At 66.0% G+C, this 24,167-nt stretch carries 25 protein-coding genes and 1 pseudogene; 16 read left to right on the top strand and 10 right to left on the bottom strand.

Annotation, left to right across the window (positions count from 1 at the left end):
• Positions 1–54 precede the first annotated feature (54 nt).
• The 6 genes from pstB to XnspCFBP7698_RS08745 form a co-directional block, all read right to left on the bottom strand.
• Positions 55–885 carry a phosphate ABC transporter ATP-binding protein PstB gene (pstB, locus tag XnspCFBP7698_RS08770; protein WP_039412872.1) on the bottom strand — a complete coding sequence of 277 codons (831 nt, stop codon included), beginning with the start codon at positions 883–885 and terminating at the stop codon, positions 55–57.
• Positions 886–907: 22 nt separating this feature from the next.
• On the bottom strand, positions 908–1,777 hold the full coding sequence (gene pstA, locus XnspCFBP7698_RS08765) for a phosphate ABC transporter permease PstA (protein ID WP_039412875.1): 870 nt from the start codon (positions 1,775–1,777) through the stop codon (positions 908–910).
• Entirely contained in the window at positions 1,777–2,751 is a 975-nt protein-coding gene (gene pstC, locus XnspCFBP7698_RS08760) for a phosphate ABC transporter permease subunit PstC (RefSeq protein ID WP_039412879.1), read from the bottom strand. The genes pstA and pstC overlap by 1 nt, the downstream gene beginning before the upstream one ends.
• Before the next feature lie 111 nt (positions 2,752–2,862).
• Complete coding sequence (pstS, locus tag XnspCFBP7698_RS08755) at positions 2,863–3,954, bottom strand: phosphate ABC transporter substrate-binding protein PstS (RefSeq protein ID WP_104580034.1); 1,092 nt, start codon at positions 3,952–3,954, stop codon at positions 2,863–2,865.
• A 262-nt stretch (positions 3,955–4,216) separates the two neighbouring features.
• On the bottom strand, positions 4,217–5,236 hold the full coding sequence (gene pstS / locus XnspCFBP7698_RS08750) for a phosphate ABC transporter substrate-binding protein PstS (RefSeq protein ID WP_104580035.1): 1,020 nt from the start codon (positions 5,234–5,236) through the stop codon (positions 4,217–4,219).
• 196 nt (positions 5,237–5,432) lie between these two features.
• Positions 5,433–6,683 carry an OprO/OprP family phosphate-selective porin gene (locus XnspCFBP7698_RS08745; protein WP_104580036.1) on the bottom strand — a complete coding sequence of 417 codons (1,251 nt, stop codon included), beginning with the start codon at positions 6,681–6,683 and terminating at the stop codon, positions 5,433–5,435.
• 317 nt (positions 6,684–7,000) lie between these two features.
• On the opposite strand from XnspCFBP7698_RS08745, the gene XnspCFBP7698_RS08740 reads away from it, so the two are divergent.
• The 3 genes from XnspCFBP7698_RS08740 to XnspCFBP7698_RS08730 all read left to right on the top strand — a co-directional run bounded on the left by XnspCFBP7698_RS08740 (position 7,001) and on the right by XnspCFBP7698_RS08730 (position 9,718).
• A complete protein-coding gene (locus XnspCFBP7698_RS08740; RefSeq protein WP_047696658.1) occupies positions 7,001–7,342 on the top strand; it encodes a hypothetical protein in 342 nt (113 codons plus the stop codon).
• Between the two features lie 115 nt (positions 7,343–7,457).
• Positions 7,458–8,138, top strand: coding sequence for a carbonic anhydrase (locus XnspCFBP7698_RS08735; RefSeq protein ID WP_047696657.1), 681 nt, complete (start codon positions 7,458–7,460; stop codon positions 8,136–8,138).
• A gap of 11 nt (positions 8,139–8,149) precedes the next feature.
• Entirely contained in the window at positions 8,150–9,718 is a 1,569-nt protein-coding gene (locus XnspCFBP7698_RS08730; protein ID WP_104580037.1) for a SulP family inorganic anion transporter, read from the top strand.
• 218 nt (positions 9,719–9,936) lie between these two features.
• Here the strand turns inward: XnspCFBP7698_RS08730 and nth are convergent, their stop codons facing one another.
• From nth to XnspCFBP7698_RS08715, 3 genes are read right to left on the bottom strand one after another with little or no spacing between them, the layout of a single operon-like run.
• Complete coding sequence (gene nth, locus XnspCFBP7698_RS08725; protein ID WP_104580038.1) at positions 9,937–10,647, bottom strand: endonuclease III; 711 nt, start codon at positions 10,645–10,647, stop codon at positions 9,937–9,939.
• Positions 10,644–11,024, bottom strand: a complete 381-nt coding sequence (locus XnspCFBP7698_RS08720; RefSeq protein WP_104580039.1) for a hypothetical protein — start codon at positions 11,022–11,024, stop codon at positions 10,644–10,646. The genes nth and XnspCFBP7698_RS08720 overlap by 4 nt, the downstream gene beginning before the upstream one ends.
• A gap of 7 nt (positions 11,025–11,031) precedes the next feature.
• Positions 11,032–11,814, bottom strand: coding sequence for an enoyl-CoA hydratase-related protein (locus XnspCFBP7698_RS08715; RefSeq protein WP_047696649.1), 783 nt, complete (start codon positions 11,812–11,814; stop codon positions 11,032–11,034).
• 164 nt (positions 11,815–11,978) lie between these two features.
• Between XnspCFBP7698_RS08715 and XnspCFBP7698_RS08710 the strand changes: the two genes are divergently transcribed.
• From XnspCFBP7698_RS08710 to XnspCFBP7698_RS08695, 4 genes are all read left to right on the top strand, one after another.
• Positions 11,979–12,677 carry an FKBP-type peptidyl-prolyl cis-trans isomerase gene (locus XnspCFBP7698_RS08710; protein ID WP_047696647.1) on the top strand — a complete coding sequence of 233 codons (699 nt, stop codon included), beginning with the start codon at positions 11,979–11,981 and terminating at the stop codon, positions 12,675–12,677.
• 118 nt (positions 12,678–12,795) lie between these two features.
• Positions 12,796–13,593, top strand: a complete 798-nt coding sequence (locus XnspCFBP7698_RS08705; protein ID WP_047696779.1) for a CoA pyrophosphatase — start codon at positions 12,796–12,798, stop codon at positions 13,591–13,593.
• Positions 13,590–14,462 (top strand): sulfurtransferase, encoded by an 873-nt coding sequence (locus XnspCFBP7698_RS08700; RefSeq protein WP_104580040.1) that lies wholly within the window; start codon positions 13,590–13,592, stop codon positions 14,460–14,462. The genes XnspCFBP7698_RS08705 and XnspCFBP7698_RS08700 overlap by 4 nt, the downstream gene beginning before the upstream one ends.
• 87 nt (positions 14,463–14,549) lie before the next feature.
• Positions 14,550–15,503 carry a DUF1684 domain-containing protein gene (locus XnspCFBP7698_RS08695; protein ID WP_104580041.1) on the top strand — a complete coding sequence of 318 codons (954 nt, stop codon included), beginning with the start codon at positions 14,550–14,552 and terminating at the stop codon, positions 15,501–15,503.
• Between the two features lie 38 nt (positions 15,504–15,541).
• On the opposite strand, the gene XnspCFBP7698_RS08690 is transcribed toward XnspCFBP7698_RS08695, so the two are convergent.
• Positions 15,542–16,117, bottom strand: coding sequence for an N-acetylmuramoyl-L-alanine amidase (locus XnspCFBP7698_RS08690; RefSeq protein ID WP_047696644.1), 576 nt, complete (start codon positions 16,115–16,117; stop codon positions 15,542–15,544).
• Between the two features lie 23 nt (positions 16,118–16,140).
• On the opposite strand from XnspCFBP7698_RS08690, the gene XnspCFBP7698_RS08685 reads away from it, so the two are divergent.
• The 9 genes and pseudogenes from XnspCFBP7698_RS08685 to XnspCFBP7698_RS08645 all read left to right on the top strand — a co-directional run bounded on the left by XnspCFBP7698_RS08685 (position 16,141) and on the right by XnspCFBP7698_RS08645 (position 24,116).
• Entirely contained in the window at positions 16,141–16,629 is a 489-nt protein-coding gene (locus tag XnspCFBP7698_RS08685; RefSeq protein ID WP_104580042.1) for an MOSC domain-containing protein, read from the top strand.
• Entirely contained in the window at positions 16,626–17,153 is a 528-nt protein-coding gene (locus XnspCFBP7698_RS08680) for an alpha/beta hydrolase (protein WP_047696642.1), read from the top strand. The genes XnspCFBP7698_RS08685 and XnspCFBP7698_RS08680 overlap by 4 nt, the downstream gene beginning before the upstream one ends.
• A 40-nt stretch (positions 17,154–17,193) precedes the next feature.
• Positions 17,194–17,700 (top strand): N-acetyltransferase, encoded by a 507-nt coding sequence (locus tag XnspCFBP7698_RS08675; protein WP_104580043.1) that lies wholly within the window; start codon positions 17,194–17,196, stop codon positions 17,698–17,700.
• A 150-nt stretch (positions 17,701–17,850) separates the two neighbouring features.
• The gene (locus tag XnspCFBP7698_RS08670; RefSeq protein ID WP_047696638.1) at positions 17,851–18,801 is read left to right on the top strand and encodes a methyltransferase domain-containing protein; all 951 of its coding nucleotides are present in this window, start codon (positions 17,851–17,853) and stop codon (positions 18,799–18,801) included.
• A 179-nt stretch (positions 18,802–18,980) separates the two neighbouring features.
• A pseudogene (locus tag XnspCFBP7698_RS21625) lies at positions 18,981–19,169 on the top strand (hypothetical protein).
• Positions 19,166–21,301 carry a bifunctional 23S rRNA (guanine(2069)-N(7))-methyltransferase RlmK/23S rRNA (guanine(2445)-N(2))-methyltransferase RlmL gene (gene rlmKL / locus XnspCFBP7698_RS08660; protein WP_104580044.1) on the top strand — a complete coding sequence of 712 codons (2,136 nt, stop codon included), beginning with the start codon at positions 19,166–19,168 and terminating at the stop codon, positions 21,299–21,301. Before XnspCFBP7698_RS21625 ends, rlmKL begins: the two are co-directional and overlap by 4 nt.
• Before the next feature lie 145 nt (positions 21,302–21,446).
• Positions 21,447–22,223 (top strand): NAD kinase, encoded by a 777-nt coding sequence (locus XnspCFBP7698_RS08655; RefSeq protein ID WP_039412455.1) that lies wholly within the window; start codon positions 21,447–21,449, stop codon positions 22,221–22,223.
• Between the two features lie 187 nt (positions 22,224–22,410).
• On the top strand, positions 22,411–23,376 hold the full coding sequence (locus tag XnspCFBP7698_RS08650) for a 5'-nucleotidase (RefSeq protein WP_047696635.1): 966 nt from the start codon (positions 22,411–22,413) through the stop codon (positions 23,374–23,376).
• A complete protein-coding gene (locus tag XnspCFBP7698_RS08645) occupies positions 23,373–24,116 on the top strand; it encodes a transferase (RefSeq protein WP_104580045.1) in 744 nt (247 codons plus the stop codon). The genes XnspCFBP7698_RS08650 and XnspCFBP7698_RS08645 overlap by 4 nt, the downstream gene beginning before the upstream one ends.
• Positions 24,117–24,167 lie beyond the last annotated feature (51 nt).

Below are 24,167 nucleotides of genomic sequence, written 5' to 3'. Positions count from 1 at the left end.
CACGGCAGGTGACGGAGCTGCTTCAATGCGGGCGTTACGGTGCGTCGCCTTGCATCACCCGAACCGGCCGGTGATGTAGTCCTCGGTCTGCTGCTTGGAGGGCTGCGAAAAAATGGTTTCGGTGCGGTCGTGCTCGATCAGGTCGCCCAGATACATGAAGGCGGTGTAGTCGGATACGCGAGCGGCCTGCTGCATGTTGTGGGTGACGATCACGATGGTGTAGTCGCGCTTGAGCTCTTCCACCAGTTGCTCGATACGGCTGGTGGAGATCGGGTCCAGCGCCGAGGTCGGTTCGTCCAGCAGCAGCACGTCCGGGCGCAATGCCACCGCGCGTGCGATGCACAGGCGCTGCTGCTGGCCGCCGGACAACCCCAACGCGCTCTGTCCCAGCTTGTCCTTGACCTCGTCCCACAGCGCGCCCTGGCGCAACGCCTGTTCGACGCGGTCCTGCATGTCGGCCTTTGACAGTTTTTCGTGGTGGCGGATGCCGTAGGCCACGTTCTCGAAGATGGTCATCGGGAACGGCACCGGCTTCTGGAACACCATGCCCACCTTGCTGCGCAGGCGGTTCATCGGGTACTTCGGCGACAGGATGTTTTCGTTGTCCAGCAGCACCTCGCCGCGCGCTTCCATCTTCGGGTACAGCGCGTAGATGCGGTTGAAGATGCGCAGCAGGGTCGATTTGCCGCAGCCGGAAGGGCCTATCAGCGCGGTGACGCGCTTTTCCGGGATTTCGATGTTGATGCCCTTCAACGCGTGATACTTGTCGTAATAGAAATCCAGATTGCGTGCGGCCACCTTCACCGGCGCCTGCGCCGTTGGCGCCCCCTTCGCGGCCGGAACAGCGATGCGATGCATCGGCGTGGCGTTTTGGAGATCGTTCATGTCGGGTGTCCGGAAAGATAGGTCAGTCATTGGAAATCTTGTTGCGCAGTAGCAGGGCACGTGCGCCCAGGCTCACCAACAACACGAACACGGTCAGCACCAGCGCACCGGACCAGGCCAGGGTCTGCCAGGATTCGTACGGGCTGCCGGCAAACTGGTTCATGATCACCGGCACGCTGGCCATCGGCTGGAAGATGTTGCTGTTCCAGTACTGATTGCCGAAGGCGGTGAACAGCAGCGGTGCGGTTTCGCCGCTGATGCGCGCCAGCGCCAGCAATACGCCGGTGACGATGCCGGCCGAGGCACTGCGATACAGCACCTGCACGGTCACCTTCCACTGCGGAATGCCCAGCGACAACGCCGCTTCGCGCATCTGCGCCGGCACCAGTCGCAGCATTTCGTCGGTGGTGCGTACCACCACCGGCAGCACGATGAAGGCCAGCGACAGGGCGCCGGCAAACGCTGAAAACCGCCCGCCGGTCTGCATCACGTACAAGGTGTAGACGAACAGGCCCAGCACGATCGACGGCGCCGAGAGCAGGATGTCGTTGACGAACCGCACCACGATGCCGGCCTTGCGCGCATTGCCGTACTCGGCCAGCCAGGTGCCGGCGGCCACGCCCAGCGGGGTGCCGATCGCCAGCGCCAGCCCGCACATCACCGCACTGCCGAAGAAGGCATTGAGCAAGCCACCTTCCTGCATCGGCGGCGGCGTCATCTTGGTAAACAGGTTGAGGTCGATGCCCGGCACGCCCTTGGACAACAGTGTCCACAGGATCCAGGCCAGAAAGAACAGACCGAACAACGCAGTGACGCACGACAGCAGCAACGCAATCGCGTTGGTCACCCGGCGGCGGTTGTAGAGGGATTGCGACACCGAAGACGCAGACATCAGTTGCCCTCCCGACGCGACAGCTGCATCAGCATGAAGCGTGCAATGGCCAGCACGATGAAGGTGACGATGAACAACACGAAGCCCAGCAGCAACAGGGCCGAACGATAGGTTTCGGTGGCCTCGCCGAAGTCGTTGGCGATCAACGCGGCGATGGTGGTGCCCGGTTCCAGCAGCGAGGGCGACAGGCGCACCGTGTTGCCGACCACGAAGGCCACCGCCATGGTTTCGCCCAGCGCACGGCCCAGTCCCAGGAACACGCCGCCGATCACCGCCGAACGGGTGTAGGGAAGCACGATGTCCCAGCTCACCTCCCACTTGGTGGAGCCCAGCGCGTATGCCGATTCCTTCAGGCGCGTGGGCACGGTCAGGAATACTTCGCGCATCACCGAGGAGATGAAGGGAATCACCATGATCGCCAGCACGAAACCGGCGGTCAGCAGGCCGATGCCCAGCGGCGGGCCCTGGAACAACGGGCCGATCAACGGCAGCGTGCCCAGGTGGTCGTTGAGCCATGGCGTCACGTGCTCGGTCATCACCGGCACCAGCACGAACAGGCCCCACATGCCGTAGATGATCGACGGGATGCCGGCCAGCAGTTCGATCGCGGTGCCCACCGGGCCACGCAGCCAGCGCGGCGCCACTTCGGTCAGGAAGAACGCGATGCCGAAGCTTACAGGTACCGCAATCACCATCGCGATCAACGCCGTGACCAGCGTGCCGTAGATCGGCGCCAGCGCGCCGTACTTGTTTTCAACCGGGTTCCAGTCGGCCGAATAGAAAAAGCTCAGGCCCTGCATCTGCAAGGCATGGCGTCCGCCCCACAACATCGACAGCGCCGCGCTGCCCAGTGCCAGCAGCACAAAGACGACGGTGGCGGCCAGCGCAAGCTTGAACAGGCGATCGGCGCGCGCATCGCGCAGGTCGCGGCCGCGGGGTGCGGTCATCGCTTCGGGAAGTGCGGTGGCATTCATTCGATTGAACTCGTCACCCGCGCAGTGCGGGAGCGTGAGACATCAGGAACGGCGAGGCGCCGTCAGGCACCTCGCCGCCGCGCAGCCCGCCATGCAGGCGGGATGCAGGCATTACTTGAACTCGCTGCCCCAATAGGCCTGGATCTGCTTCACCAGCTCCGGCGGCAACGGCACGTAATGCAGTTCGCTGGCCTGGGTCTGGCCGTTTTCCAGCGCCCACTTGAAGAAGTCCAGGGTCGCCTTGCTGCGCGCAGCATCCTTGGCCTGCTTGTGCATCAGCATGAAGTTGGTGGCGGTGATCGGCCACGCCTTCTCGCCGGGTGCATTGGTGATCACAAGGTTGAAGTCGCGGGCGTTGGCCCAGTCGGCGCTGGCGGCTGCGGCGGCGAAGCTGTCGGCATTGGGTTCGACCCACTGGCCGGCGGCGTTCTGCAGCGAGGTGTACGGCATCTTGTTCTGCAGCGCATAGGCCAGTTCGACATAGCCGATCGAGCCCTTGATCTGCTGCACGTACGAGGCCACGCCTTCATTGCCCTTGCCACCCACGCCACCCGGCCATTGCACGGAGGTGCCTTCGCCGACCTTGCTCTTCCACTCCGGGTTGACCTTGGACAGGTAGTTGGAGAAGTTGAAGGTGGTGCCCGAGCCATCCGAACGATGAACCAGGTTGATCTTGGCGGCCGGCAAGGTGACGCCCGGGTTGGCCGCAGCAATGGCCTTGTCGTTCCACATCGTGACCTTGCCCAGGAAGATGTCGCCCAGGAGCGCGCCGGTCAGACGCAGCTTGCCCGGGGCGATGCCTTCCAGATTGACCACCGGCACCACGCCGCCGATCGCGGACGGGAACTGGCCCAGGCCGGCCTGCTGCAGCTCGGCGCTGTCCAGCGGCTTGTCGGTCGAACCGAAATCCACCGTGCCGGCCTTGATCTGGGCAATGCCGCCGCCGGAGCCGATCGACTGGTAGTTCACCTTGTTGCCGGTGGCGGCGTTGTAGTCGGCCGACCACTTGGACACCAGCGGGTAGATGAAGGAGGCGCCGGCGCCGGAGATTTCAGCGCCCTTGCTGTCGCTGGCAGCGGCGCCTGCGGTCGGCGCGCCCTTGGCGGCATCGCCGGACTGCGCGTCCTTGCCCGGCGAGCATGCGGCCAGGGCAAGGGCGATGGTGAGGGACAGGGCGGTCAGACTGGCCGACTGCAATTTCATGGAAGCTCCGAGGCTGGATTGGCCGGGTGTCCGGCAGACCACGCTATGAAATGATGTTTTTGTTACACGTGCATGACAGTGCCTTCTGGCGAAGGCATCACAAAAAAAGACGCGGACCACGGAGGGCATCGCACCCTCCGGGATCCGCGTCCCGGTCCCGACGCCGGGGAGAGAGACGGCGCCGTTCCTGTGACAGGTTGTTGCCTTGCCCAGTGGCCCGGCGAGCGGTGGAACTCTTGCCCGCCCGCTGCCTTGGCTGCGCTTAGCGGGGCAGGGTCTTGGCCCAATAGGCCTCGATCTGGCTCACCAGGCTGTCCGGCAGCGGCACATAGTCCAGTTGCTTGGCCTGTGCGTCGCCCTTGCTGTAGACCCAGCGGAAGAACTCCAGCGTGTTCTTCAGGCCGGCCGGATTCTTCGGCTTCTTCTGCACCAGGATGAAGTTGGTCGCCGTGATCGGCCAGGCGTTGTCGCCCGCAGCATTGGTCATCACCAGGTAGAAATCCTTGGAGGTGGCCCAGTCTGCGCTGTTGGCGGCAGCGGCGAAGGTTTCATCGGACGGCTGCACGAACTTGCCGGCGGCGTTCTTCATCGCGGTGTAGGCCATCTTGTTCTGCAGCGCATACGACAGCTCGACATAGCCGATGCCGCCCTTGATCTGCTTCACGTACGCGGCCACACCCTCGTTGCCCTTGCCGCCGATGCCGGTCGGCCACTGCACCGCGGTGCCTTCGCCGACCTTGCCCTTCCAGTCGTCATTGACCTTGGACAGGTAATTGGTGAAGTTGAAGCTGGTGCCCGAACCGTCGGAGCGATGCACCACGGTGATCTTGCCGTCCGGCAGCTTCACGCCTGGATTCAGCGCGGCGATCGCCGGGTCGTTCCAGGTGCTGACCTTGCCCAGGAAGATGTCGCCCAGGGTCTTGCCGTCCAGCTTGAGCGCACCGGCAGCGATGCCCGGTACGTTGACCACCGGCACCACGCCGCCGATCACCGACGGAAACTGCGCCAGCCCGGCAGCGGCCAGTTCTTCCGGCTTGAGCGGGGCGTCGGAAGAGCCGAAATCCACGCTGGCCGCCTTGATCTGGGCAATGCCGCCGCCCGAACCGATCGACTGATAGTTGACCTGCTTCTTAGTGGCGGCGTTGTAGTCGGCCGACCACTTGGACATCACCGGGTAAATGAACGACGCACCGGCGCCGGTGACATCGGCAGCCTGGGCACACAGTGCCAGCGACGCGGCGAGCATGCCGACGGCCAGGCGGGTCTTGAAGGAGTGGATCACGGAACAGCTCCAGATAGGGTAGGGATCGGGACGTCCCGCGGTCGTGCCATTGCAGTGCAGGGGCATGACCGCGCGATGTCGGGTAAATGACAGGCAGGTGACGCGGGCGTGCGATGGCACGCGGGGTAGGGCGGGGCAACCAGGCGGCACCCTGAGGGCTCTGGCGAGCCGCCTGGCGCCCGGCGCGGTCGCAGACTTACCAATAGAACTGCGCGCGCGCCTCGATGATCGACGGGTTGTCGTCCACCAGTCCGCGCGTGGCGCTGCTGTAACGGGTGCTTTCCACCTTGGCGTAGTCGAACGCCAGCTTGAAGTTGGAGCGCCAGTACCAGTTGGCACCGATCGTCCACACATCCATCTTGCCGCCCAGCACCCCGTCCACGAACGGGGTGTTGCCGTTGGCAATCAGATGGCCATCGTTGAGGTCGAGGGTGTCGTAGCGCACCGCCAGCTGCCACATGCCCGACGCCGGTTCGTTGGGCAGTGGGGTGGTGGGCACGCCGGCCTTGTAGCCCCACGTCTCGCCGGTGATGTTCCAGACGCCGCTGACGTACCAGCCATCACTCTTGTAGTCCTGCGCGTTGCTGCCGATACGCTTGGCGGTTTCCTGGAAATATTCGCTCTGCAGCTTGAACGGCCCGGTGACCCACATGGCCTCGGCACCCGCCACGCCCACGCGGTCCACATTGGTGATGGCGCCGCTGTCGATCAGGCGGATCGTGGTCAGGTCGGCATCCGGGCGCGCGCGCAGGCGCAGCGTGTCATCGTCTGTGTCGTACCCGAGGTAGCTGAGGCCGAAGTGCAGCACGTTGCCGGTTTCGTTGATCGGCGCCCAGGTGCCGCGCGCGCCATAGCCGCTGCCGTGGGCCTGGTTGCGGGTCAGCTCACGGCCGAACGCACTGGCCGTCACGCTCCAGTTGTTGTCACCCATGCCGTAGGCCACGCCCAGGCGGCGCGAAATGCCATAGGTATTGGTCACCGACGCCTTGGAGACGAAGTCGTTGTTCTTGGTGCTGGACAGTTCTTCCAGGCTGTTGGGCTGCTTGAACTGGCCCACCTGCAGGTAGTTGTTGGCGTTGCCGCCGAACTTGTACTTGATGTTGTTGTCCAGGAACCGCCCGGTGCTGCGGATGGTGGTGCCGCGGATGGTGACGTCCTTCAGCACGCTCGGGTCGTACCCGGCCACCCATTCGAAATTGCCCGGGCCCTTGCCCTTGAGCACCAGCTCGGCGCGGCGGATGCTGAATTCGGAATTGTCGCCATTGGCACCAATTGGACCGTTGAGGTCCTGCACATCGTTGTGAAACCAGTTGCCGTCGGCCTGGACCAGGCCTTCCAGCGAGATCTCCGAGCCACCGATCACGTCGATGGCGATCTCCGCGTGGGCGGCAGGCGCCGTCAGCACCAGCAGCACCGCGGAGCCAAGCAGGGAGGGAGCGAATTTCATATGTGCCTTGCGACCTGGGAAAGTGGGCGCAGGCTATGGCGTGAAAGTTGCGTTAATGTGACAAAACAACAGAAACGTAATAAACCATTTTTGTCAGCAAAGACAATAATTTACGCGCACTTTGATTGTGTCAGCGTGTGTCAAATGGCTGGGGGTGGTCGCGATTGTGACAGTGCCCCGGAACCCTTGGTTTCACACACTTTTGCCCCTCCCGGGCCAGGCGACCTGAACCGTAGCCGTGACCGGATGAACATATATGTCAGCTTGTGCAACGCACCACTTGCGCTGCCCGGTCCTTAATTGTTAGTTTCGAGGCCATGTTTCCTCGATTCCTCCAAACGCTGTTGGTCTGCCTGCTCGCGCTCACGGCGTGGTCGGCGGCCAACGCACACACGCGCATCCACGATGCGTTGGTGGGCGATGGTTTGGCGGTGATGGTGGATGCTGGCGAAGAACGCGATGCAGCAGAAGATCCGCAGGACGATGGCGATACGCAAAGCCAAGTCGATACACAGCCTGCAGACGATATCCCCTTGCTCTCCCAAGCTTGGCCGATGCTGGCGCGGTATTCCCCCTCGTGGCACGCGCATCATGCGCCGGCAAATCAAAAACGCGACCTGATCCCGCAACTGCGTCCTCCAAACGCACTGCTTGGCTGATCCCCGTTGTCGCTGCACCCGGCGCTTCCTGCGTCGGATTTCCGATTGATTTGTTTGTCTTTGCAATTCGCGGTTTGCGCCGCGGACGGCTATCCGTTGCCCAGAGGAATCTCCCATGGAAAGTTTGCTAGAAGGTTTTCGCCATTTCCGTAAGGAAGTGTATCCGCGCCAGAGTGCGCGCTTTCAGGAACTGGCAGGCGGCCAGAGCCCGCACACGCTGTTCATTACCTGCGCCGATTCGCGCGTCATGCCGGAGCTGATCTTCTCCGCGCAACCCGGCGAACTGTTCGTCTATCGCAATATCGGTAACGTGGTGCCACCGTACTCGCAGCATGTCAGTGGCGTGGTGGCGGCGATCGAGTACGCCATCGCCGTGCTGGGCGTGCGTCACATCGTGATCTGTGGTCATACCGATTGCGGCGCGATGAAGGCGGTGCTCAAGCCGGAATCGCTGGAAGACGTCCCGTCCGTGGCGGCGTGGCTCAAGCACACCGATGCGGCGCGTCACGTCACCGCGCATCACGGGCACGATCCGCACAGCCAGGAAGCGCTGAGCTGCATGACCGAAGAAAACGTGGTCTCGCAGCTGGACCATCTGCGCACGCAGCCGGTGGTGGCCGCGCGCCTGGCTGCAGGCACCTTGCGCATCCACGGCTGGATCTACGACATCGCCCACGGCGAGATCCGCGCCTTCGATGCCGAGAAGGGTGGCTTCCGTCCGTTGCTGGCCGAAAGCACCCCCGAAGCCACACCGCGTCCGCGACTGCAGCAAGTCGTCCGCGCTGAACTCGCCTGACGGAGTCGATCATGAACACATCAGGTATCGGCGGATATTTCCGTCAGGGGCTGTTCGGGCGTGATTTGTTGTCGTCCGTGGTGGTCTTTCTTGTCGCGCTGCCGTTGTGCATGGGTATTGCGATCGCGTCCGGAATGCCGCCGGCCACAGGTCTGATCACCGGCATCATCGGTGGGTTGGTCGTTGGCTTTCTGGCGGGCTCTCCCTTGCAGGTGAGCGGTCCGGCCGCCGGCCTGGCTGTGTTGGTGTTCGAACTGGTGCGAGAGCACGGCGCCGCCGCGCTCGGCCCGGTGATCCTGGTGGCCGGTGCCATCCAGCTGGTCGCCGGTCTGTGCCGTGCGGGTGTGTGGTTCCGGATGACGTCGCCGGCCGTGGTGGCCGGCATGTTGTCGGGCATCGGCATCCTGATCGTGGCTTCGCAGGCACACGTGTTGATGGACGCCGCGCCCAAGGCGCGTGGTCTGGAAAACTTCGCTGCACTGCCGGCCGTGTTGTGGCAGGCCATCAGCGAGGGCACCGGCCGTACCGCATTGTTGGTGGGTCTGGCCACGATCGGCATCATCCTGGCCTGGGACAAGCTGCGTCCGCAGCGTCTGCGCTTCCTGCCGGGTGCGTTGATCGCGGTGGTGGCGGTGACGGCAACGGTGCAGTTGCAAGGCTTGAACGTCAACAAGGTCGACGTGCCTACCAACCTGTTCTCGGCGATCAGCATCCCCAGCCTTTCCGACATCTTTGGCGTGTTCAACCACACGTTGCTGGTGTCGGCGGTGACCTTCGCCTTCATCGCCAGCGCCGAAACGCTGCTGTCGGCGGCGGCGGTGGATCGCATGCACCAGGGTGCGCGCACGCAGTACGACCGTGAGCTGGCGGCGCAAGGAGTGGGCAATATGCTGTGCGGCTTCCTGGGCGCACTGCCGATGACCGGCGTGATCGTGCGCAGTGCGGCGAATGTGCAGGCTGGTGCTGCCACGCGTGCGTCGACCATCCTGCATGGCGGTTGGCTGCTGGTGTTCGCGATGCTGTTGCCGTGGCTGCTGCGGATGACGCCGGTGGCGTGTCTGGCCGGCATCCTGGTCTACACGGGCGTGAAGATGATCAAGATCGGGCAGGTCAAGGAGCTTGCGACCTACGGTCGTGGCACCGCGGCGATCTACCTGGCGACCACCTTTGCGATCGTGGCGACCGACCTGCTGACCGGCGTGTTGATCGGCTTCGGCCTGTCGCTGTTCCGTCTTGCGCTGCATTCCTCGCGTCTGAAGGTCGAAGTGCGCGAGCACGCTGACAAGAAGGACGAAATGCACCTCACTCTGCAGGGCTCGGCCACCTTCCTGAAGGTGCCGGCCATGGCGCGGACGCTGGAAAGCGTGCCGCCGAACACCGCGCTGCACCTGGACGTGGCCAAGCTGCATCACGTCGACCACGCCTGCATCGAGTTGCTGCGCGACTGGAGCCGGAATGCGGCTTCGCGTGGCTGCGAGCTGGTGGTGGACTGGAAGGAGCTGGACCGGCGCGTCGAAGGTCAACCGACCGTTGACAGCGTGCTGGTCGACAAGCGCGTCGAGCAAGCCAAGGCTGCATAACCTGCTGTACCTGCCCGGCGTACGCGCCGGGTGACCCTCTATCGTGATCGGATGATGCATGGCGCCGAAAGACGCATCATCCGGTCGCGATTTTTTTTGAGCCGGGATTGGGGAATCGGGAATCGGAAAACCTTGCGGCCGTGCGTTTACAGCGTGGGGATCAAGCTCTGTTTCGCGCCGCTGCTTTGCTGCAGCCTTGCTCCGATGCTGCGGCTGCATCAGCTCCTGGTTTTTGCAGGACCCTCCGGGGCTGCCTGGGTCTTGTCGCGATAGCGGCATAGATCGTGGATTACGCAGCCGGGGCAGTCGGGTTTGCGTGCCTTGCAGACGTAGCGGCCGTGCAGGATCAGCCAGTGATGCGCGTCGTGGAGAAACTCGGCAGGAATCACCTTGACCAATTTGTCTTCGACGGCGCGTACGTCCTTGCCTGGCGCAAGGCCGGTGCGGTTGGAGACGCGAAAGATATGCGTATCCACGGCCATGGCGGGCTCGCCGAACGCGGTGTTGAGCACCACGTTTGCGGTCTTGCGGCCGACGCCGGGCAGCGCTTCGAGCGCGGCGCGGTCGTGCGGCACTTCGCCGCCGTACTGCTCCAGCAGGATGCGGCAGGTGGCGATGACGTTCTTGGCCTTGGCGTTGAACAAGCCAATGGTGGCGATGTAGCGCTTCAGGCCTTCTTCGCCCAGATCCAGAATGTCGCGCGGTGTGTTGGCAACCGGATACAGCTTGCGGGTGGCCTTGTTGACGCCGACATCGGTGGCTTGTGCCGACAGCAGTACGGCGATCAATAACTCGAACGGGGTGGTGTATTCCAGCTCGGTGGTCGGGTGCGGATTAAGTTCGCGCAGGCGCTCGAACATCTCCTGTATTTCGGGCTTGCGCATGCTGCTGCCGCGCCGTGCCGGCGGAGTTGCCTGCGTCGCGTTCATGGCTGCGCTCCGCCGGCGGCTTTTGCCTTGGCGCGCGCCAGGATGGCAGCGGCCAGCGGCGGCAATGCCGGTGCTGCCGGCTGGCTGGGCGCCGGGGCGGGCGCCCTGCGTGCATCGCGTTCGGCGGCGCGGTGTTGCAGGCGCGCGGTACGTGCGCGATAGCGCTCACGTGCCGCCCAGGCATCGCGCAAGCGCCGTTGTGCGGCCAGCAACGTGGCGCACACCTGCGCGCAGTTGGCGTCCAGGGCGTCGTGCTGCGGGTCGGGCAGGTACGCCATCAAGCCGAGCGCCAGCGCACGGTCGAGATCGTCGGCCACCACACAATCGAACAACTGCAAGGGCAACGGACGCGGTGCCGGGATGGGGTCGAGCGTCATGGCGATGTCAGCGGTTGCTGAAGTGGGCAGCGCGCTTGTCGAGAAAAGCGCGGGTTCCTTCGCGCATGTCCTCGCTGGCAAACAACAGCGCAAATTGCGCGGTTTCCAGTTGCAGGCCTTCTTCCATCCCGCATTCTCCGCCGAACACCACCGCGTCCAGGATGCCGCGCAATGCCAGCGGTGCGGCGGTGGCCAGCCGCTGCGCCAGTGCCAGGGTTTCGTCCTGCAAGGCGTCCGGCTCGACCACCCGGTTGACCAGCCCGAGCTGCAGCGCACGCGCTGCATCGATCGGCTGGCCGAGCAGGCACAGCTCCAGCGCTGCAGCGCGTCCGGTCAGGCGCAGCAGGCGCTGGGTGCCGCCGAAGCCGGGGATCAGGCCGAGATTGATTTCCGGTTGCCCGAGCCGTGCGGTCGCTGCGGCAATGCGCAGGTGGCAGGCCATGGCCAGCTCCAGGCCGCCGCCGAGCGCAAACCCGTTGACCATGGCGATCACCGGCTTGGGCATGCGTTCGATGCGGCGCATCAACTGCTGCCCGACCAGCGAAAACGCACGGCCTTCCATGGCCGACAGCGCACTCATCTCGGCGATGTCCGCGCCGGCCACGAACGATTTGGGGCCGGCACCGGTGAGGATCACCACGCGCACATCGTCGGCGCTCGCAGCGTCTGCGAAGGCCTGATCCAGCGCCAGCATGGTGTCGCGGTTCAAGGCGTTCAGCTTGTCCGGGCGATTGACCGTAATGGTCCGGACACTGGCGTGGTCGGCGATCAGAATGACGTGGTTGGACATCGAAAACCCTTGAGAACGTAAAAAAAAAGTAAATGCGGAACTTCCGAAAGCCTTGCTGGTCCTAGCTTTCGTGATAAGTAGCGGTTCGGTATCGCGGCCGCTATCCTAGCGCGTCATCTCAGGCGGCAGACCCGTCCTGTGCCACCACCCTGGAGAATTGTTTGATGAAGTTGCGTTCTATCGCGGTCGCTGTGGCGGCCCTGGCCCTGACGGGCAATGCACTGGCCCAGGACACGACGTCCGAAAAGGGCAAGTTGAGCTATTACTTCGGTTACGACTACGGCAATAACCTTGCCGAGCTCACCGGTCGCGGCGAGCAGCTCGACATCAACTCGGTGGTAAAGGGTCTGCAGGACGCCTATGCCAAAAAGCAGCCGGCGATCACCGCCGACCAGCTGAAGCCGGCTGTCGAAGCGTTCCAGAAGCGTGAACAGGGCCGTGCACAGCAGGCCAAGGCCGAGTACGACAAGGCCGCTGCCGCCAACAAGACCAAGAGCGATGCGTTCCTGGCCAAGAACAAGAGCACCGCTGGCGTGCAGACGCTGCCGAGCGGCGTGCAGTACCGCGTGATCGAAGCCGGCAAGGGTGCCAAGCCGACCCAGGCCAGCACCGTGCAGCTGGAAGTGGCCGGTCCGTATCCTTTCGGCGACCGCGAGAAGGCGCGTCCGGCGCAGCAGATCCCGGCCATCAAGGTCAGCGAAGTCGAAATGAAGGCCATGCGCGAAACGCTGCTGCAGATGCCCTCCGGCTCGAAGTGGGAAGTGACGTTGCCGCCGGAGCAGGCCTATGGCGCCGATCCGCGCACGCCGTTCCCGCCGAACGTGGCAGTGCAGTTCGAGATCAAGCTGGTCAGCGTCAAGTAACTGCGTTTGCTGTTGCACTGACAACGCCGGCCATCAGGCCGGCGTTGTCGTTTTTGGCCCGGCCAAGGTGCCTGAAGAGATCGATGAACGTCCCACACCGCGTCTGCAGCAGCAAACGATGAGCGCCACCGACGCGGCCGATGGGTCTCTGCCCAGTCCATGTATCGGTGTATGTTCGTTGGACGCGCAATCGCACTGTGTCGGCTGCCTGCGCAGCCTGGATGAAATTGCCCGCTGGATGAGCATGAGTGACGTCGAACGCCAGGAGTTGCTGCACACGGTTTTGCCGGCACGTGGGCTGGTTGCCGCGTTGCCCGAGTACGCGCAGTTGCGACGCGCGCTGTACCCGCTGGATACCGCGCCCGCCGGGCCGGGCTGGAACCATGCCGAACTGATCGATCTGAGCGAGGGAGGCGCGTCTGCCGAAGCGGCGGTGCTGTGCGGCCTGGTGCCACGCGCGCAGGGCACGACAGTGCTGCTGACCCGGCGCACCGACAGCCTGCGCCATCATGCCGGGCAGGTCAGTTTCCCGGGGGGGCGGATGGAGCCGTCCGATGCCGACGCGGCCGCGGCTGCATTACGCGAAAGTTGCGAGGAAATCGCCCTCGGTGCGCAGCAGGTGCACGCGCTGGGCTATCTGGACCCATTCCTGACCGTGAGCGGATTCCGGGTGACGCCGGTGGTTGCAGTGGTCGACCCTGCCTTTGTCGCGGTGCCGCAGCCGGACGAGGTGGCCGAGGTCTTCGAAGTGCCGCTGGCCTACCTGATGGACCCGGACAATCTGCGCAGCGTAGAGCTGGAATTTCGCGGGCGCCCACGCCGCGTGCTCGAATACGACTGGCCAGGGCAGCGCATCTGGGGCGCCACCGCGGCCATTCTTCTCAATCTTCGTCGTCGCCTGGAGCAGGTTGCATGAGTGTCGATCCGAACTGGACCACGTTGGTGGACGTCAGCACGCTGGCGAGCACGTTGGCGCACCCGCAGGTGCGCGTGCTGGATGCGCGCGCCGCGCCACCGACTGCCCCGGACCCGGAGGCCGCACGCAAGATGTATGCGCAAGGGCATTTGCCCGGCGCGTTTCATGCCGATCTGGACCACGACCTGGCCGACCTCTCGCGTCCCGGTCAGGGGCGGCATCCGTTGCCGCATGCTGCCGATTTCGCCCGCCGTCTGGGCGGGTGGGGCATCGATCCGGCGAGCCAGGTGGTGGTCTACGACGCGGGCGACGGCAGCATGGCGGCCGCGCGCGCGTGGTGGATGCTGCGCCTGATGGGACATCGGCGCGTGGCGGTGCTCGATGGCGGGCTGGCTGCGTGGCGCGCTGCCGGTTTGCCGGAAACCGGCGAGCAGCCGGAGCTGCACGAGGGGCCTGCGTACCCGGGTAGCTTCGACAGCGCTGCCGTGGTCGACGCCGAGCACATCCTGGCGCGGCTGGGGCAGGCGCCGGGATGGCTGCTGGACGCGCGCGCGGGCGAGCGCTTTCGCGGCGAGCTGGAGCCGATCGATCCGGTGGCCGGCCACGTGCCGGGCGCGGTGAGTCGTCCGTTGGGGCTGAGCCTGCGCGATGGCCGCTTCAAGCCGGCCCAGGAACTGCATGCGGAACTGTCTGCGCTGCTGGGCGCGTACCGGCCCGAGCAGGCGGTGGTGATGTGCGGCTCCGGCGTGACGGCCTGCCACCTGCTGCTGGCGCTTGAAGTGGCCGGGCTGCCCGGTGCGCGGGTGTACGCCGGTTCCTGGAGCGGTTGGCTGCAGGATCGCTCGCGTCCGGTCGCGACCGCTGCCTGATGCATGCACAATGACCGCAGGAATGGTGGTCTGTGGGGACGCAGGCTTGCTGCGCGGAGCGCAGTTTCTTGCAGGTTGGGTGGCGACATGCGGGTGCAGTTGCAGGCCGGCGCCTTGTGCGTCGCAGTGATGTCGATGACGGCGTGCTCGGCGGGTTCGACTGCCGACACCAACGAAGTGCGGGGCGCCAGCCGTGCCGAGGACGATGGGCAGCAGGTCTATCAGGTCGCGCTGGAGCAGGCACGTGCGCAGCGGCTGGCACGGTTACGGGCGCCGGATGGTTGGCTGAGCTACACCGGGTCCGGCCGCGTCCGCGCTGGCCGGTACCAGGTGGGCAGCGATCCGCGCAGCGACCTGGTGCTGCCGGCCGGTCCTGCGCAGCTGGGCCAGCTGAGCCTGGACGCCGCCGGCCACGTGCGCTTCAAGGCAGCCGCCGGCGCAGGCGTGAAACTGCACGGTCGGCCGGTCGATGAGGTCAGCCTGGAGCCGGAGCGCGTCGATCAGCCGGGCGACCGCCTGGACGTGGACAACCGGCAGTTCTACCTGGTGCAGACCGGCGCGTTGTTCGGCTGGCGGTTTCGCGACCCGGCGGCGCCCGTATTGGCCCGGTTCCAGGGCTTCGACTATTTTCCGATCGATCCGCACTGGCGTGTTCAGGCGCGCTGGCAGCCGTATGCCACGCCGCGGACCGTGACCTTGCTGACCTCGATCGGAACGCCACTGACGGTGGACGTGCCAGGCGAGGCGGTGTTCGAGCGCAATGGGCAGACCTATCGCCTGCAGCCGATCGCGCAGGAGGACGGCAGCGGGCTGTTTTTCCTGTTTGCCGATCGCACCAGCGGCAAGGAGAGCTACGGCGGCGCGCGCTATCTGTTTACCGCGCTGCCGCGCGATGGCCAGGTGTTGCTGGATTTCAATCTCGCGGAAAACCCGCCCTGCGCGGTGACGCCGCATGTGGTCTGCCCGATCGCGCCGCCGGAAAACCGGCTCGCCGTGGCCGTCAATGCGGGCGAAAAAACCTATCGTGCTCCGGAGCCGTGAGGCGCCGCTGACGCGTTGCTCCAGCGCCGGGCGTGCGGTCAACGCAGGCTGTGCGACCAGCCAACGGCTGCATGGATGCGTGACCACGGAAACAACGGGCCGGGGTCGAGCTTGCGCTGGATCTTGCGGGCCGGGTCGTCACTGGCCGCTTCCTGCGTGGTATCCAGCTCCTGATGTCCGGCGATGCGGCGCACCGATGGTAGCTGCTGCTGCAGCCACTGCAGCAAGGTGATGAGTGCGCCGATCTGCGGCTCCGGGTACGCCTCGCTCATCAGTTGATGGCGCGAGTCGAGCCAGTGTGGATAGCGGCCGCGGTTGACCAGTTCGATGCCAAGTGTGTGCGGGTTGTGGCCGCGTACATGATGGGCGACGCGCTCAAGCGCCACGTACTGCTGGATGCTGCCGTTGCGGTCGATGTAGTAATGCCCGCTGTTGCCGGTGCCGCTGTCGTAGAGCACGCGCTCGCCGTAGTCGCGCGCCATCGCCATGTCCGGCAGTTCGGTGCAGTGGATGACCACCATGTCGATGTGGCCGAGCGGGCGCCGCGCCAGTCGCGATTCGTAGGGCAACGGCGCGTAGGTGATCGGCGGCGACGGCAGGACGGCATCGGACATGCGGCGAATGCTAGCATTCGACGATGTTGAATCCCGACAGCCCCCTGGGCAAATTGATGGCGACGCTGCCGCAGACCGGTCAGGTGACCTGGATCGGCGTGCGTCCTGCGCGTGATGTGGACATGCTGGAGGTGGACGCCGCGCAGGCCACTACCGGTATTGGCTTGGTGGGCGACCGCTACAAGGGCGGCAGCGGCAAGCGGGGCGTGACCCTGATCCAGGCCGAGCACCTGCCGGTGATTGCGGCGCTGGCAGGGCATGCGCAGATCGCACCGGCCACGCTGCGACGCAACCTGGTGGTGTCCGGCATCCCGCTGATCGCGTTGAAAGGGCGGCGCTTTTGCATCGGCGAGGTCGAGCTGGAAGGCACCGATCCCTGCGACCCGTGCTCGCGCATGGAAGACGCGCTGGGTGCTGGCGGCTACAACGCGATGCGCGGACATGGCGGCTTGTGCGCCCGCATCCTGCGCGGCGGCGTGCTGCGCATCGGCGATACGGTGCAGGCGCTATGAGCCGCGGGCACTGCATCCTCGCGCATGGGTTCGAGAGCGGTCCCGATGCCTTGAAGGTCACCGCGTTGGCCGAGGTGGCCGAACGTCTCGGATGGACCCACGAGCGGCCGGATTTCACCGATCTGGATGCGCGCCGCGATCTGGGCCAGCTGGGCGATGTGCGCGGGCGTCTGCAACGGTTGCTGGACATCGCGCGTGCTGCGGCCGACAAGGGCCCGGTGGTGCTGGCAGGGTCCAGCCTGGGGTCGTATATCGCCGCGCAGGTCTCGCTGCAGGTGCCCACGCGTGCGCTGTTCCTGATGGTGCCGCCGACCAGAATGGGGCCGTTGCCGGCGCTGGATGCGGCGGCGGTTCCGATTTCGATCGTGCATGCCTGGCACGATGAACTGATTCCCGCCGCCGAGGTGATCGCCTGGGCACAGGCACGCGCCGCGCGGCTGTTGCTGGTCGACGACGGACATCGCCTGGCATCGCATGTCGACGCGTCGGCACGCGCGTTTGCCGAACTGCTGCAGAGCCTGTGATGCGCAATCTCGGGCACCTGCGTCGCCGGAGAACCGGGCAATGAGCATTCTGATCCGCGAAGCGTCCGAGGGCGATGCTGCGGCCATCGAGATCCTGACGATGGTGGCATTCATGCGCGACGAGCACAGCCGCCATGACGAACAGCACGTGATCGTTGCACTGCGCGAGGACGGCGCGCTGGCGTTGTCGCTGGTGGCCGACCATGACGGCTATGTGGTGGGGCACCTGGCGGTGTCGCCGGTGGCCTTGTCCGATGGATCCTCTGGCTGGTTTGCGCTGGGGCCACTGGCCGTTGGCCCGGGCCATCAGCGCCAGGGGCTGGGCACGCGCCTGGTGCGCGCCGCCCTGGCGAGCTTGCGCGAGCGTGGTGCGGCCGGCTGCGTGGTCGACGGCGAGCCCGGCTTCTTCCGTCGTTTCGGATTCGCCGTCGAGCCGGGCCTGGGCATGCCGGATGTGCCGGCATCCGTATTGCAGGCGCTGGCGTTCGGCGACCGGCTGGTGCCGCTGGCCGATGTGACCTACCACCCGGCATTCGGGCTGGGTTGAGCCGTGCGCGTGGCTTGCCCGGAGCCTTTCCGCGCAGCCTGTGGTTCCCGTTCGTTCGCCGGCATCCTGCATCGCCCTGGGCACCGTCGCGGCTTGCGTCAGCCGTCATCATGGTCGATCGATCGCGATGAACGCTAGACGAGGTGAACGATGCAAGATGACCAGCAAACGGTGTCGCCGCAGGCGCGCCTGATTTCGCACGCGGGCGACCTGCCGCAGGACGATGCGACCCTGCTCACCGCGATCAAGGCGCGACTTGGCCAGGACCCGGCGCGGCCTGCGGCGGACGTGGAGCGCCTGCTGCAGTTGCTCGATGCGCTATGGGCGGTGGAGCTGGGCCGGTTCCTGCTCCGCAACTGCGGGCTGGATGCCTATTGGACCCATCAAGTGGTAACGCACCAGCCAGGCAGTCTGGCGCCGGACACCACGCCGGCGCTGGAATACGCCCTGTTCGAGACACTCCCGGCCGTGCTCGCCACGCGCGAGCGGTTCGGCATTTTCCGTGCGCAGTTGCAGGCCTTGCTGCAGCCTGGCATGACGCTGGCCTCGGTCCCCTGCGGCTGGATGGGCGACCTGCTGAGCCTGGACTACCGGCAGTGTCCGGAGGTGCAGTTGCTTGGCATCGACCTGGACCCGCAGGCGCTGGAAGGTGCTTTGCAACTGGCGCGCCGGCACGGGTTGGAAGGGCAGTTGTCGCTACGGCTGGAAGACGCCTGGACGCAGGGCGATGCCAATAGCGTGGACGTGCTGACCAGTAACGGACTCAATCTCTACGAACCGGACGACGCACGCGTGATCGCGTTGTATGGCGCGTTCTTCCACAAGCTGCGGCCGGGCGGCACGTTGCTGACCAGTTTCCTGACGCCCCCCCCCAGCCTGTGCGCGCAGTCGCCATGGCAGATGGCATTGATCGACCCGGCGGCGCTGGCACTGCAGAGCCAGATCTTCGTCGACATCGTGCAGGCGCGCTGGGCATCGTTCCGTACACACGCGCAAACGCGTGCGCAACTGGAGAGCGCGGGCTTTACCGACATCCGTTTCATCGAGGATCGCGCCAGCCTCTTTCCCACCGTCATCGCGCACAAGCCTGCCCACGGCTGAGCGGGGCGGCCGCAGGCCTGCACGCCTGCGGCACCGACGGTAGGGGGCTGGTGCGCGGGGCCGGCGTTGGGCGGTGTGCCGCTGCCAGACCCATGCAATCCATGCGTGGCGGGGGATTGGGCCGGGTTGCAGGCAGTGCCGGACGGCGATCGCGGCCCTGGTGGCGGTGGCGTTTGCTGGTGGCCGCTGGCGCGCTGGTGAACCGTGCGGCGGGCGACGCGGCCGGCGGGGGTGGTAATGCCGGCCCCGATGGCCGACCATTTGCGCCCGTCCACGGCCACGGCATTGCCCCTACGGGCGCCGGCCCGCCGTGCTGCTCCCACGCTCGCCGCCGCGGCCAGCGTCTTTATCGATACCTGCCTACGTGAAATTCTTCGCATCCTGTGCCAAGGGCCTGGAATACCTGCTTGCCGACGAGCTGCTCGCGCTCGGTGCCAGCAAGGCCACCGCCACCATCTCCGGCGTCAACGTCGAAGGCGAACTGCGCGATGCGCAGCGCGCCGTGCTGTGGTCGCGCCTGGCCAGCCGCGTGCTGTGGCCGCTGAGCGAGTTCGATTGCCCGAACGAAGACGCGCTGTACGCCGGCGTGGCCGAGCTGCCATGGGACGAGCACCTGTCGGTGGGGCACACGCTGTCGGTGGACGCGCATGTGTCCGGTACCGCCATCACCCATGCCCGCTACGCGGCGCAGCGCATCAAGGACGCGGTGGTGGACACCATGCGCCGGCAGGGCCTGGAGCGCCCGTCGGTGGATGTGGAAAGCCCGGACCTGCGCCTGAACCTGTCGCTGCGCAAGGGCCGCGCCACCATTTCGGTGGACCTGGGCGGCGGCCCGCTGCATCGACGCGGCTGGCGCATGGCGCAGAACGAGGCGCCGTTGAAGGAAAACCTGGCTGCGGCGGTGCTGATGCGCGCAGGCTGGACGCGCGCCTATGCCGATGGCGGCGGCCTGCTGGACCCGATGTGCGGCAGCGGCACGCTGCTGATCGAAGGCGCGCTGATGGCCGCCGACGTCGCGCCGGGCCTGCAGCGCTATGGCAGCGATGTGCCTAGCCGTTGGCGCGGTTTCGATCGCGAGACCTGGCAACAGCTGGTCAGCGAAGCGCGCGAACGCGACAGCGTCGGCCGCGCTGCGCTCAGGCAGGTGATCCATGGCAGCGACATGGACCCGCACGCCATCCGCGCCGCGAAAGAGAATGCGCAAGTGGCCGGTGTGGCCGAGGCGATCTGGTTCGGCGTGCGTGAGGTGGGCGAGTTGCAGACCCCGCCGCAGGCCACCGGCGTGGTGGTGTGCAATCCGCCCTATGACGAGCGCCTGGCAGCCGATGCAGCGTTGTACCGCAGGCTCGGCGATACCCTGCAGCGTGTCGTGCCGCAATGGCGGGCCAGCCTGCTGTGCGGCAATGCCGAGCTGGCGTATGCCACCGGCCTGCGCGCAGCCAAGAAGTACCAGCTTTTCAATGGCGCGATCGAGTGCGCGCTGATCGTCTGCGACCCGATCGCAGTGCCGCGGCGCACGCCGCTGGCTGCGCCGACCGCGCTCAGCGAAGGCGCGCAGATGGTGGCCAACCGCTTGCGCAAGAACCTGCAGAAATTCAAGAAGTGGCGCGCGCGCGAAGGCATCGAATGCTTCCGTGCTTACGACGCCGACCTGCCGGAATATTCCGCTGCCATCGACGTGTACCAGCAAGCCGATGGCGACCGCCGCATCTTCCTGCATGTGCAGGAATACGCAGCGCCCGCAACGATCCCGGAAGCCGATGTGCGCCGTCGTCTCAATGAATTGCTGGCTGCCGCGCGCGAGGTCTTCGAGGTGCCGGCCGAGCGCGTGGCGCTGAAGTCGCGCGAGCGCGGCAAGGGCGGCAGCAAGTACGGCCGGTTCGAACAGCGCAACGAAATCGTCAACGTGCGCGAACATGGCGCGTTGCTGCGGGTGAACCTGTTCGATTATCTGGATACCGGGCTGTTTCTGGACCATCGCCCGCTGCGCGGCACCATGGCGCAGCAGTCCAAGGGACGCCGTTTCCTTAATTTGTTCTGCTACACCGGCGTGGCCAGCGTGGAAGCGGCGGTGGCCGGCGCTGCCTCCACCACCAGCGTGGATCTATCTGGCACCTATCTGCAGTGGTGCGCCGATAATCTTGCGTTGAACGGCCAGGCCGGCAGCAAGCACAAGCTGGTGCAGGCCGATGCATTGGCGTGGCTGGAAGCCGAGCGCGCGCATTTCGATGTGATCTTTTGCGACCCGCCGACCTTTTCCAACTCCGCACGCGCCGAGGACTTCGACATCCAGCGCGAGCATGTGCGCCTGCTGCGCGCGGCGGTGGCGCGTCTGGCGCCGGGCGGCGTGCTGTATTTCTCCAACAACTTCCGGCGCTTCAAGCTGGACGAAGACGCGGTGGCCGAGTTTGCGCAGTGCGAGGAGATCAGCCCGCGCACCATCGACCCGGACTTCGAGCGGCATGCACGCATCCATCGCGCATGGCGGTTGACGGCCTGAGGCGTGCCGCGATGGGCGGTGGGTGGTGGGCGCGGTGCCCGTGGCAAGAGGCGCAGCGGCGGCGACGCACGCGGGGGCGGGGGGGCATGGCAACAAGCCCAGCACAGGGCTGCGGTATGCTGATTCGCATGCTTTGGAGTCGACAATGACCGCACCACCCCGCATCGCCTTTCTGGCCAGCCCCACCGAGCCCGCGGCCAACGCGCGCGCGCGCCTGGTGCAGCGCTACGGCGATCATCCGCTGGAGACGGCCGATGTCGTCTGCGCCCTGGGCGGCGACGGTTTCATGCTGCAGACACTGCATCGCCACGGCGCCGCCGACAAGCCGGTGTTCGGCATGAAGCTGGGGTCGGTCGGGTTCCTGATGAACCAGTATCGCGACGATGAAGACGACTTGCTGGCCCGTCTGCAACGTGCCGAGCCGGCGCATCTGCGGCCGCTGGAAATGCTGGTGCAGACCGAATCCGGCAGCAGCGCCGGGTCGCTGGCGTACAACGAAGTCTCGCTGTTGCGGCAGACCCGCCAGGCCGCGCATCTGAGCGTGGATCTGAACGGACAGACCCGCATCGCCGAGCTGATCGGCGACGGGGTGATGGTGGCCACACCGGCCGGCAGCACCGCCTACAACTATTCGGCACATGGGCCGATCCTGCCGCTGGGCTCGCATACGCTGGCACTGACGCCGATCGCGCCGTACCGCCCGCGCCGCTGGCGCGGCGCCATCCTCAAGGCCGATACCGAAGTGCGTTTTCGCGTGCTCGATCCGTACAAGCGCCCGGTCAGCGTCACCGCCGATTCGCACGAGATCCGCGATGTGGTGGAAGTGACCATCCGCGAATCCACCGAGCGCCGGGTCACCTTGCTGTTCGATCCGGAACACAACCTGGAAGAGCGCATCTTCAGCGAGCAGTTTGCGGTGTGAGGGGCGGGGATTGGGCATTGGGGAGTCGGGATTGGCAACGACGGGAGCTGCGCTTGCTGGCCGCCTGCGAGCACGTCGACGCGTTACGATGCGGCTCGCGCCATCGTGTTCCTGATCCCGAATCCGCACGCGCTGCTGCTCACCAATCCCGATTCCCGATTCCCGAATCCCGACTCCCGGCACCCAAATGGCTGACAACTCCCCCAGGCTCCTGACCGTCGCGGTGACCTCGCGCGCGCTGTTCGATCTTGAAGAAGGTCATGCCCTGTTCGAGGCCAGCGGGGTGGAGGCGTATTCGGCGTTCCAGCGCGAGCACGAGGACGACATCCTGCAACCGGGCGTGGCGTTCCCCGTGGTGCGCAAGCTGCTGGCGCTCAATCACGATGTGCCCGAGGAGACCCCGCGGGTGGAAGTGATCCTGTTGTCGCGCAACTCCGCCGATACCGGTTTGCGCATCTTCAACTCGATCCAGCACTACAACCTGGGCATCGTGCGCGCCACCTTCACCTCCGGCGAGCCGACCTGGCCGTATGTGAAGCCGTTCGGCACCGATCTGTTCCTGTCGGCCAATCCGGAATCGGTGCGGCGCGCGCTCACCCATGGCATCGCCGCAGCGACCATCATGCCGCGTGCGCCGGGTGAGCGTGCCGAGGCGGCTGCGGCCATCGTGGACAACGACGAGAGCCGCCTGTCCACCCAGCTGCGTATCGCCTTCGATGGCGATGCGGTGATCTTTGGCGACGAGAGCGAGCGCATTTCCCGCGAGCAGGGTGTCGAGGCATTCGGGCGGCACGAGCGCGAGCGTGCCCGCGAGCCGCTATCGGTCGGGCCGTTCCGCAACTTTCTCTCCGCGCTGCATACGCTGCAGGCAGCGTTTCCGGCTGGCGAGTCGTCGCCGATCCGCACCGCGCTGGTCACCGCGCGCTCTGCACCGGCGCATGAGCGGGTGATCCGCACGCTGCGCGAATGGGGCGTGCGGCTGGACGAGGCGCTGTTTCTGGGCGGGCGGCACAAGGGGCCGTTCCTGGAAGCCTTCGGTGCAGACATCTTCTTCGACGACTCGCAACACAACATCGACAGCGCACGCCAGCATCAGCACGTGGCAGCCGGCCATGTGCCGCACGGCGTGGCCAACGATCCGCCGGGCGCATGAGCGCATCGCCGCAGCCGCCCGGACGCGCTGCGCTGCGCCGTCGCTGGCGCACCCTGGAGCTGTGCTTCGACGAGCAGACGGTCCAGACACGCATGTCGCGCTGGGCGCCGTATCGGTTGATGCTGCCGTATACGCGCAGCATGTTGGCGGCGTTGTGGCTGCAGCCGCGGCCAGAGCGCATCGGCGTGATCGGTGTGGGCGGCGGTGCGCAGGTAAAGTTCTGCCATCGGTATCTGCGCAACACGCGCATTGAGGCGGTGGAAGCCGATGCGCAGGTGCTGGCGCTGCGCGATGCGTTCGCGCTGCCGCGCGACGATGCGCGGCTGGAGATCAGCCTGGGCGATGGCGCGCAGTGGATCGGCCCGCGTGCCTGTCGCTATGACCTGTTGCTGCTGGATGCCTACGACACCGACGGGATTCCGCCGGCCTTGTGCACGCCGGAGTTCTACGCGCAGTGCCGCGCGGCACTGACCCCTGACGGCGTGCTGGCGTTCAACCTGTACGACGTGCCCATCGCCGGGCACCTGGCGCAGCTGCGTTCGCTATTCGACGGTCTGGTGCTGGCGTTGCCCGAGCCGGACCTGCGCAATCAGGTGGTGTTTGCCTGGAACCGCCGACATACCCCGGCAATCCCGGAACAGGCCCTGGCGCCGTTGCCGTGGGCAGCACGCCGGCAGTTGCGACCTTCGATGCTGCGGCTGCAGGCGGCATGGACCGAGCGCGCCTGGCGGTTTGCGTAAGGCGTCAGCCTGCGTGGTGCGCCAAGCGGGGATGGCGGCAGCCACGCGGCA

Source organism: Xanthomonas sp. CFBP 7698 (genome assembly GCF_003600855.1).
Lineage (GTDB): Bacteria > Pseudomonadota > Gammaproteobacteria > Xanthomonadales > Xanthomonadaceae > Xanthomonas > Xanthomonas cannabis.
This window is presented reverse-complemented; position numbering and strand designations above follow the sequence as displayed.

What these genes read in the sequence shown, in the direction of transcription:
- pstB (WP_039412872.1), bottom strand. Translation starts at nt 885, where the DNA reads ATGAACGATCTCCAAAACGCCACGCCGATGCATCGCATCGCTGTTCCG.
- pstA (WP_039412875.1), bottom strand. Translation starts at nt 1,777, where the DNA reads ATGTCTGCGTCTTCGGTGTCGCAATCCCTCTACAACCGCCGCCGGGTG.
- pstC (WP_039412879.1), bottom strand. Translation starts at nt 2,751, where the DNA reads ATGAATGCCACCGCACTTCCCGAAGCGATGACCGCACCCCGCGGCCGC.
- pstS (WP_104580034.1), bottom strand. Translation starts at nt 3,954, where the DNA reads ATGAAATTGCAGTCGGCCAGTCTGACCGCCCTGTCCCTCACCATCGCC.
- XnspCFBP7698_RS08745 (WP_104580036.1), bottom strand. Translation starts at nt 6,683, where the DNA reads ATGAAATTCGCTCCCTCCCTGCTTGGCTCCGCGGTGCTGCTGGTGCTG.
- XnspCFBP7698_RS08740 (WP_047696658.1), top strand. Translation starts at nt 7,001, where the DNA reads ATGTTTCCTCGATTCCTCCAAACGCTGTTGGTCTGCCTGCTCGCGCTC.
- XnspCFBP7698_RS08735 (WP_047696657.1), top strand. Translation starts at nt 7,458, where the DNA reads ATGGAAAGTTTGCTAGAAGGTTTTCGCCATTTCCGTAAGGAAGTGTAT.
- XnspCFBP7698_RS08730 (WP_104580037.1), top strand. Translation starts at nt 8,150, where the DNA reads ATGAACACATCAGGTATCGGCGGATATTTCCGTCAGGGGCTGTTCGGG.
- nth (WP_104580038.1), bottom strand. Translation starts at nt 10,647, where the DNA reads ATGAACGCGACGCAGGCAACTCCGCCGGCACGGCGCGGCAGCAGCATG.
- XnspCFBP7698_RS08720 (WP_104580039.1), bottom strand. Translation starts at nt 11,024, where the DNA reads ATGACGCTCGACCCCATCCCGGCACCGCGTCCGTTGCCCTTGCAGTTG.
- XnspCFBP7698_RS08715 (WP_047696649.1), bottom strand. Translation starts at nt 11,814, where the DNA reads ATGTCCAACCACGTCATTCTGATCGCCGACCACGCCAGTGTCCGGACC.
- XnspCFBP7698_RS08710 (WP_047696647.1), top strand. Translation starts at nt 11,979, where the DNA reads ATGAAGTTGCGTTCTATCGCGGTCGCTGTGGCGGCCCTGGCCCTGACG.
- XnspCFBP7698_RS08705 (WP_047696779.1), top strand. Translation starts at nt 12,796, where the DNA reads ATGAGCGCCACCGACGCGGCCGATGGGTCTCTGCCCAGTCCATGTATC.
- XnspCFBP7698_RS08700 (WP_104580040.1), top strand. Translation starts at nt 13,590, where the DNA reads ATGAGTGTCGATCCGAACTGGACCACGTTGGTGGACGTCAGCACGCTG.
- XnspCFBP7698_RS08695 (WP_104580041.1), top strand. Translation starts at nt 14,550, where the DNA reads ATGCGGGTGCAGTTGCAGGCCGGCGCCTTGTGCGTCGCAGTGATGTCG.
- XnspCFBP7698_RS08690 (WP_047696644.1), bottom strand. Translation starts at nt 16,117, where the DNA reads ATGTCCGATGCCGTCCTGCCGTCGCCGCCGATCACCTACGCGCCGTTG.
- XnspCFBP7698_RS08685 (WP_104580042.1), top strand. Translation starts at nt 16,141, where the DNA reads ATGTTGAATCCCGACAGCCCCCTGGGCAAATTGATGGCGACGCTGCCG.
- XnspCFBP7698_RS08680 (WP_047696642.1), top strand. Translation starts at nt 16,626, where the DNA reads ATGAGCCGCGGGCACTGCATCCTCGCGCATGGGTTCGAGAGCGGTCCC.
- XnspCFBP7698_RS08675 (WP_104580043.1), top strand. Translation starts at nt 17,194, where the DNA reads ATGAGCATTCTGATCCGCGAAGCGTCCGAGGGCGATGCTGCGGCCATC.
- XnspCFBP7698_RS08670 (WP_047696638.1), top strand. Translation starts at nt 17,851, where the DNA reads ATGCAAGATGACCAGCAAACGGTGTCGCCGCAGGCGCGCCTGATTTCG.
- XnspCFBP7698_RS08655 (WP_039412455.1), top strand. Translation starts at nt 21,447, where the DNA reads ATGACCGCACCACCCCGCATCGCCTTTCTGGCCAGCCCCACCGAGCCC.
- XnspCFBP7698_RS08650 (WP_047696635.1), top strand. Translation starts at nt 22,411, where the DNA reads ATGGCTGACAACTCCCCCAGGCTCCTGACCGTCGCGGTGACCTCGCGC.
- XnspCFBP7698_RS08645 (WP_104580045.1), top strand. Translation starts at nt 23,373, where the DNA reads ATGAGCGCATCGCCGCAGCCGCCCGGACGCGCTGCGCTGCGCCGTCGC.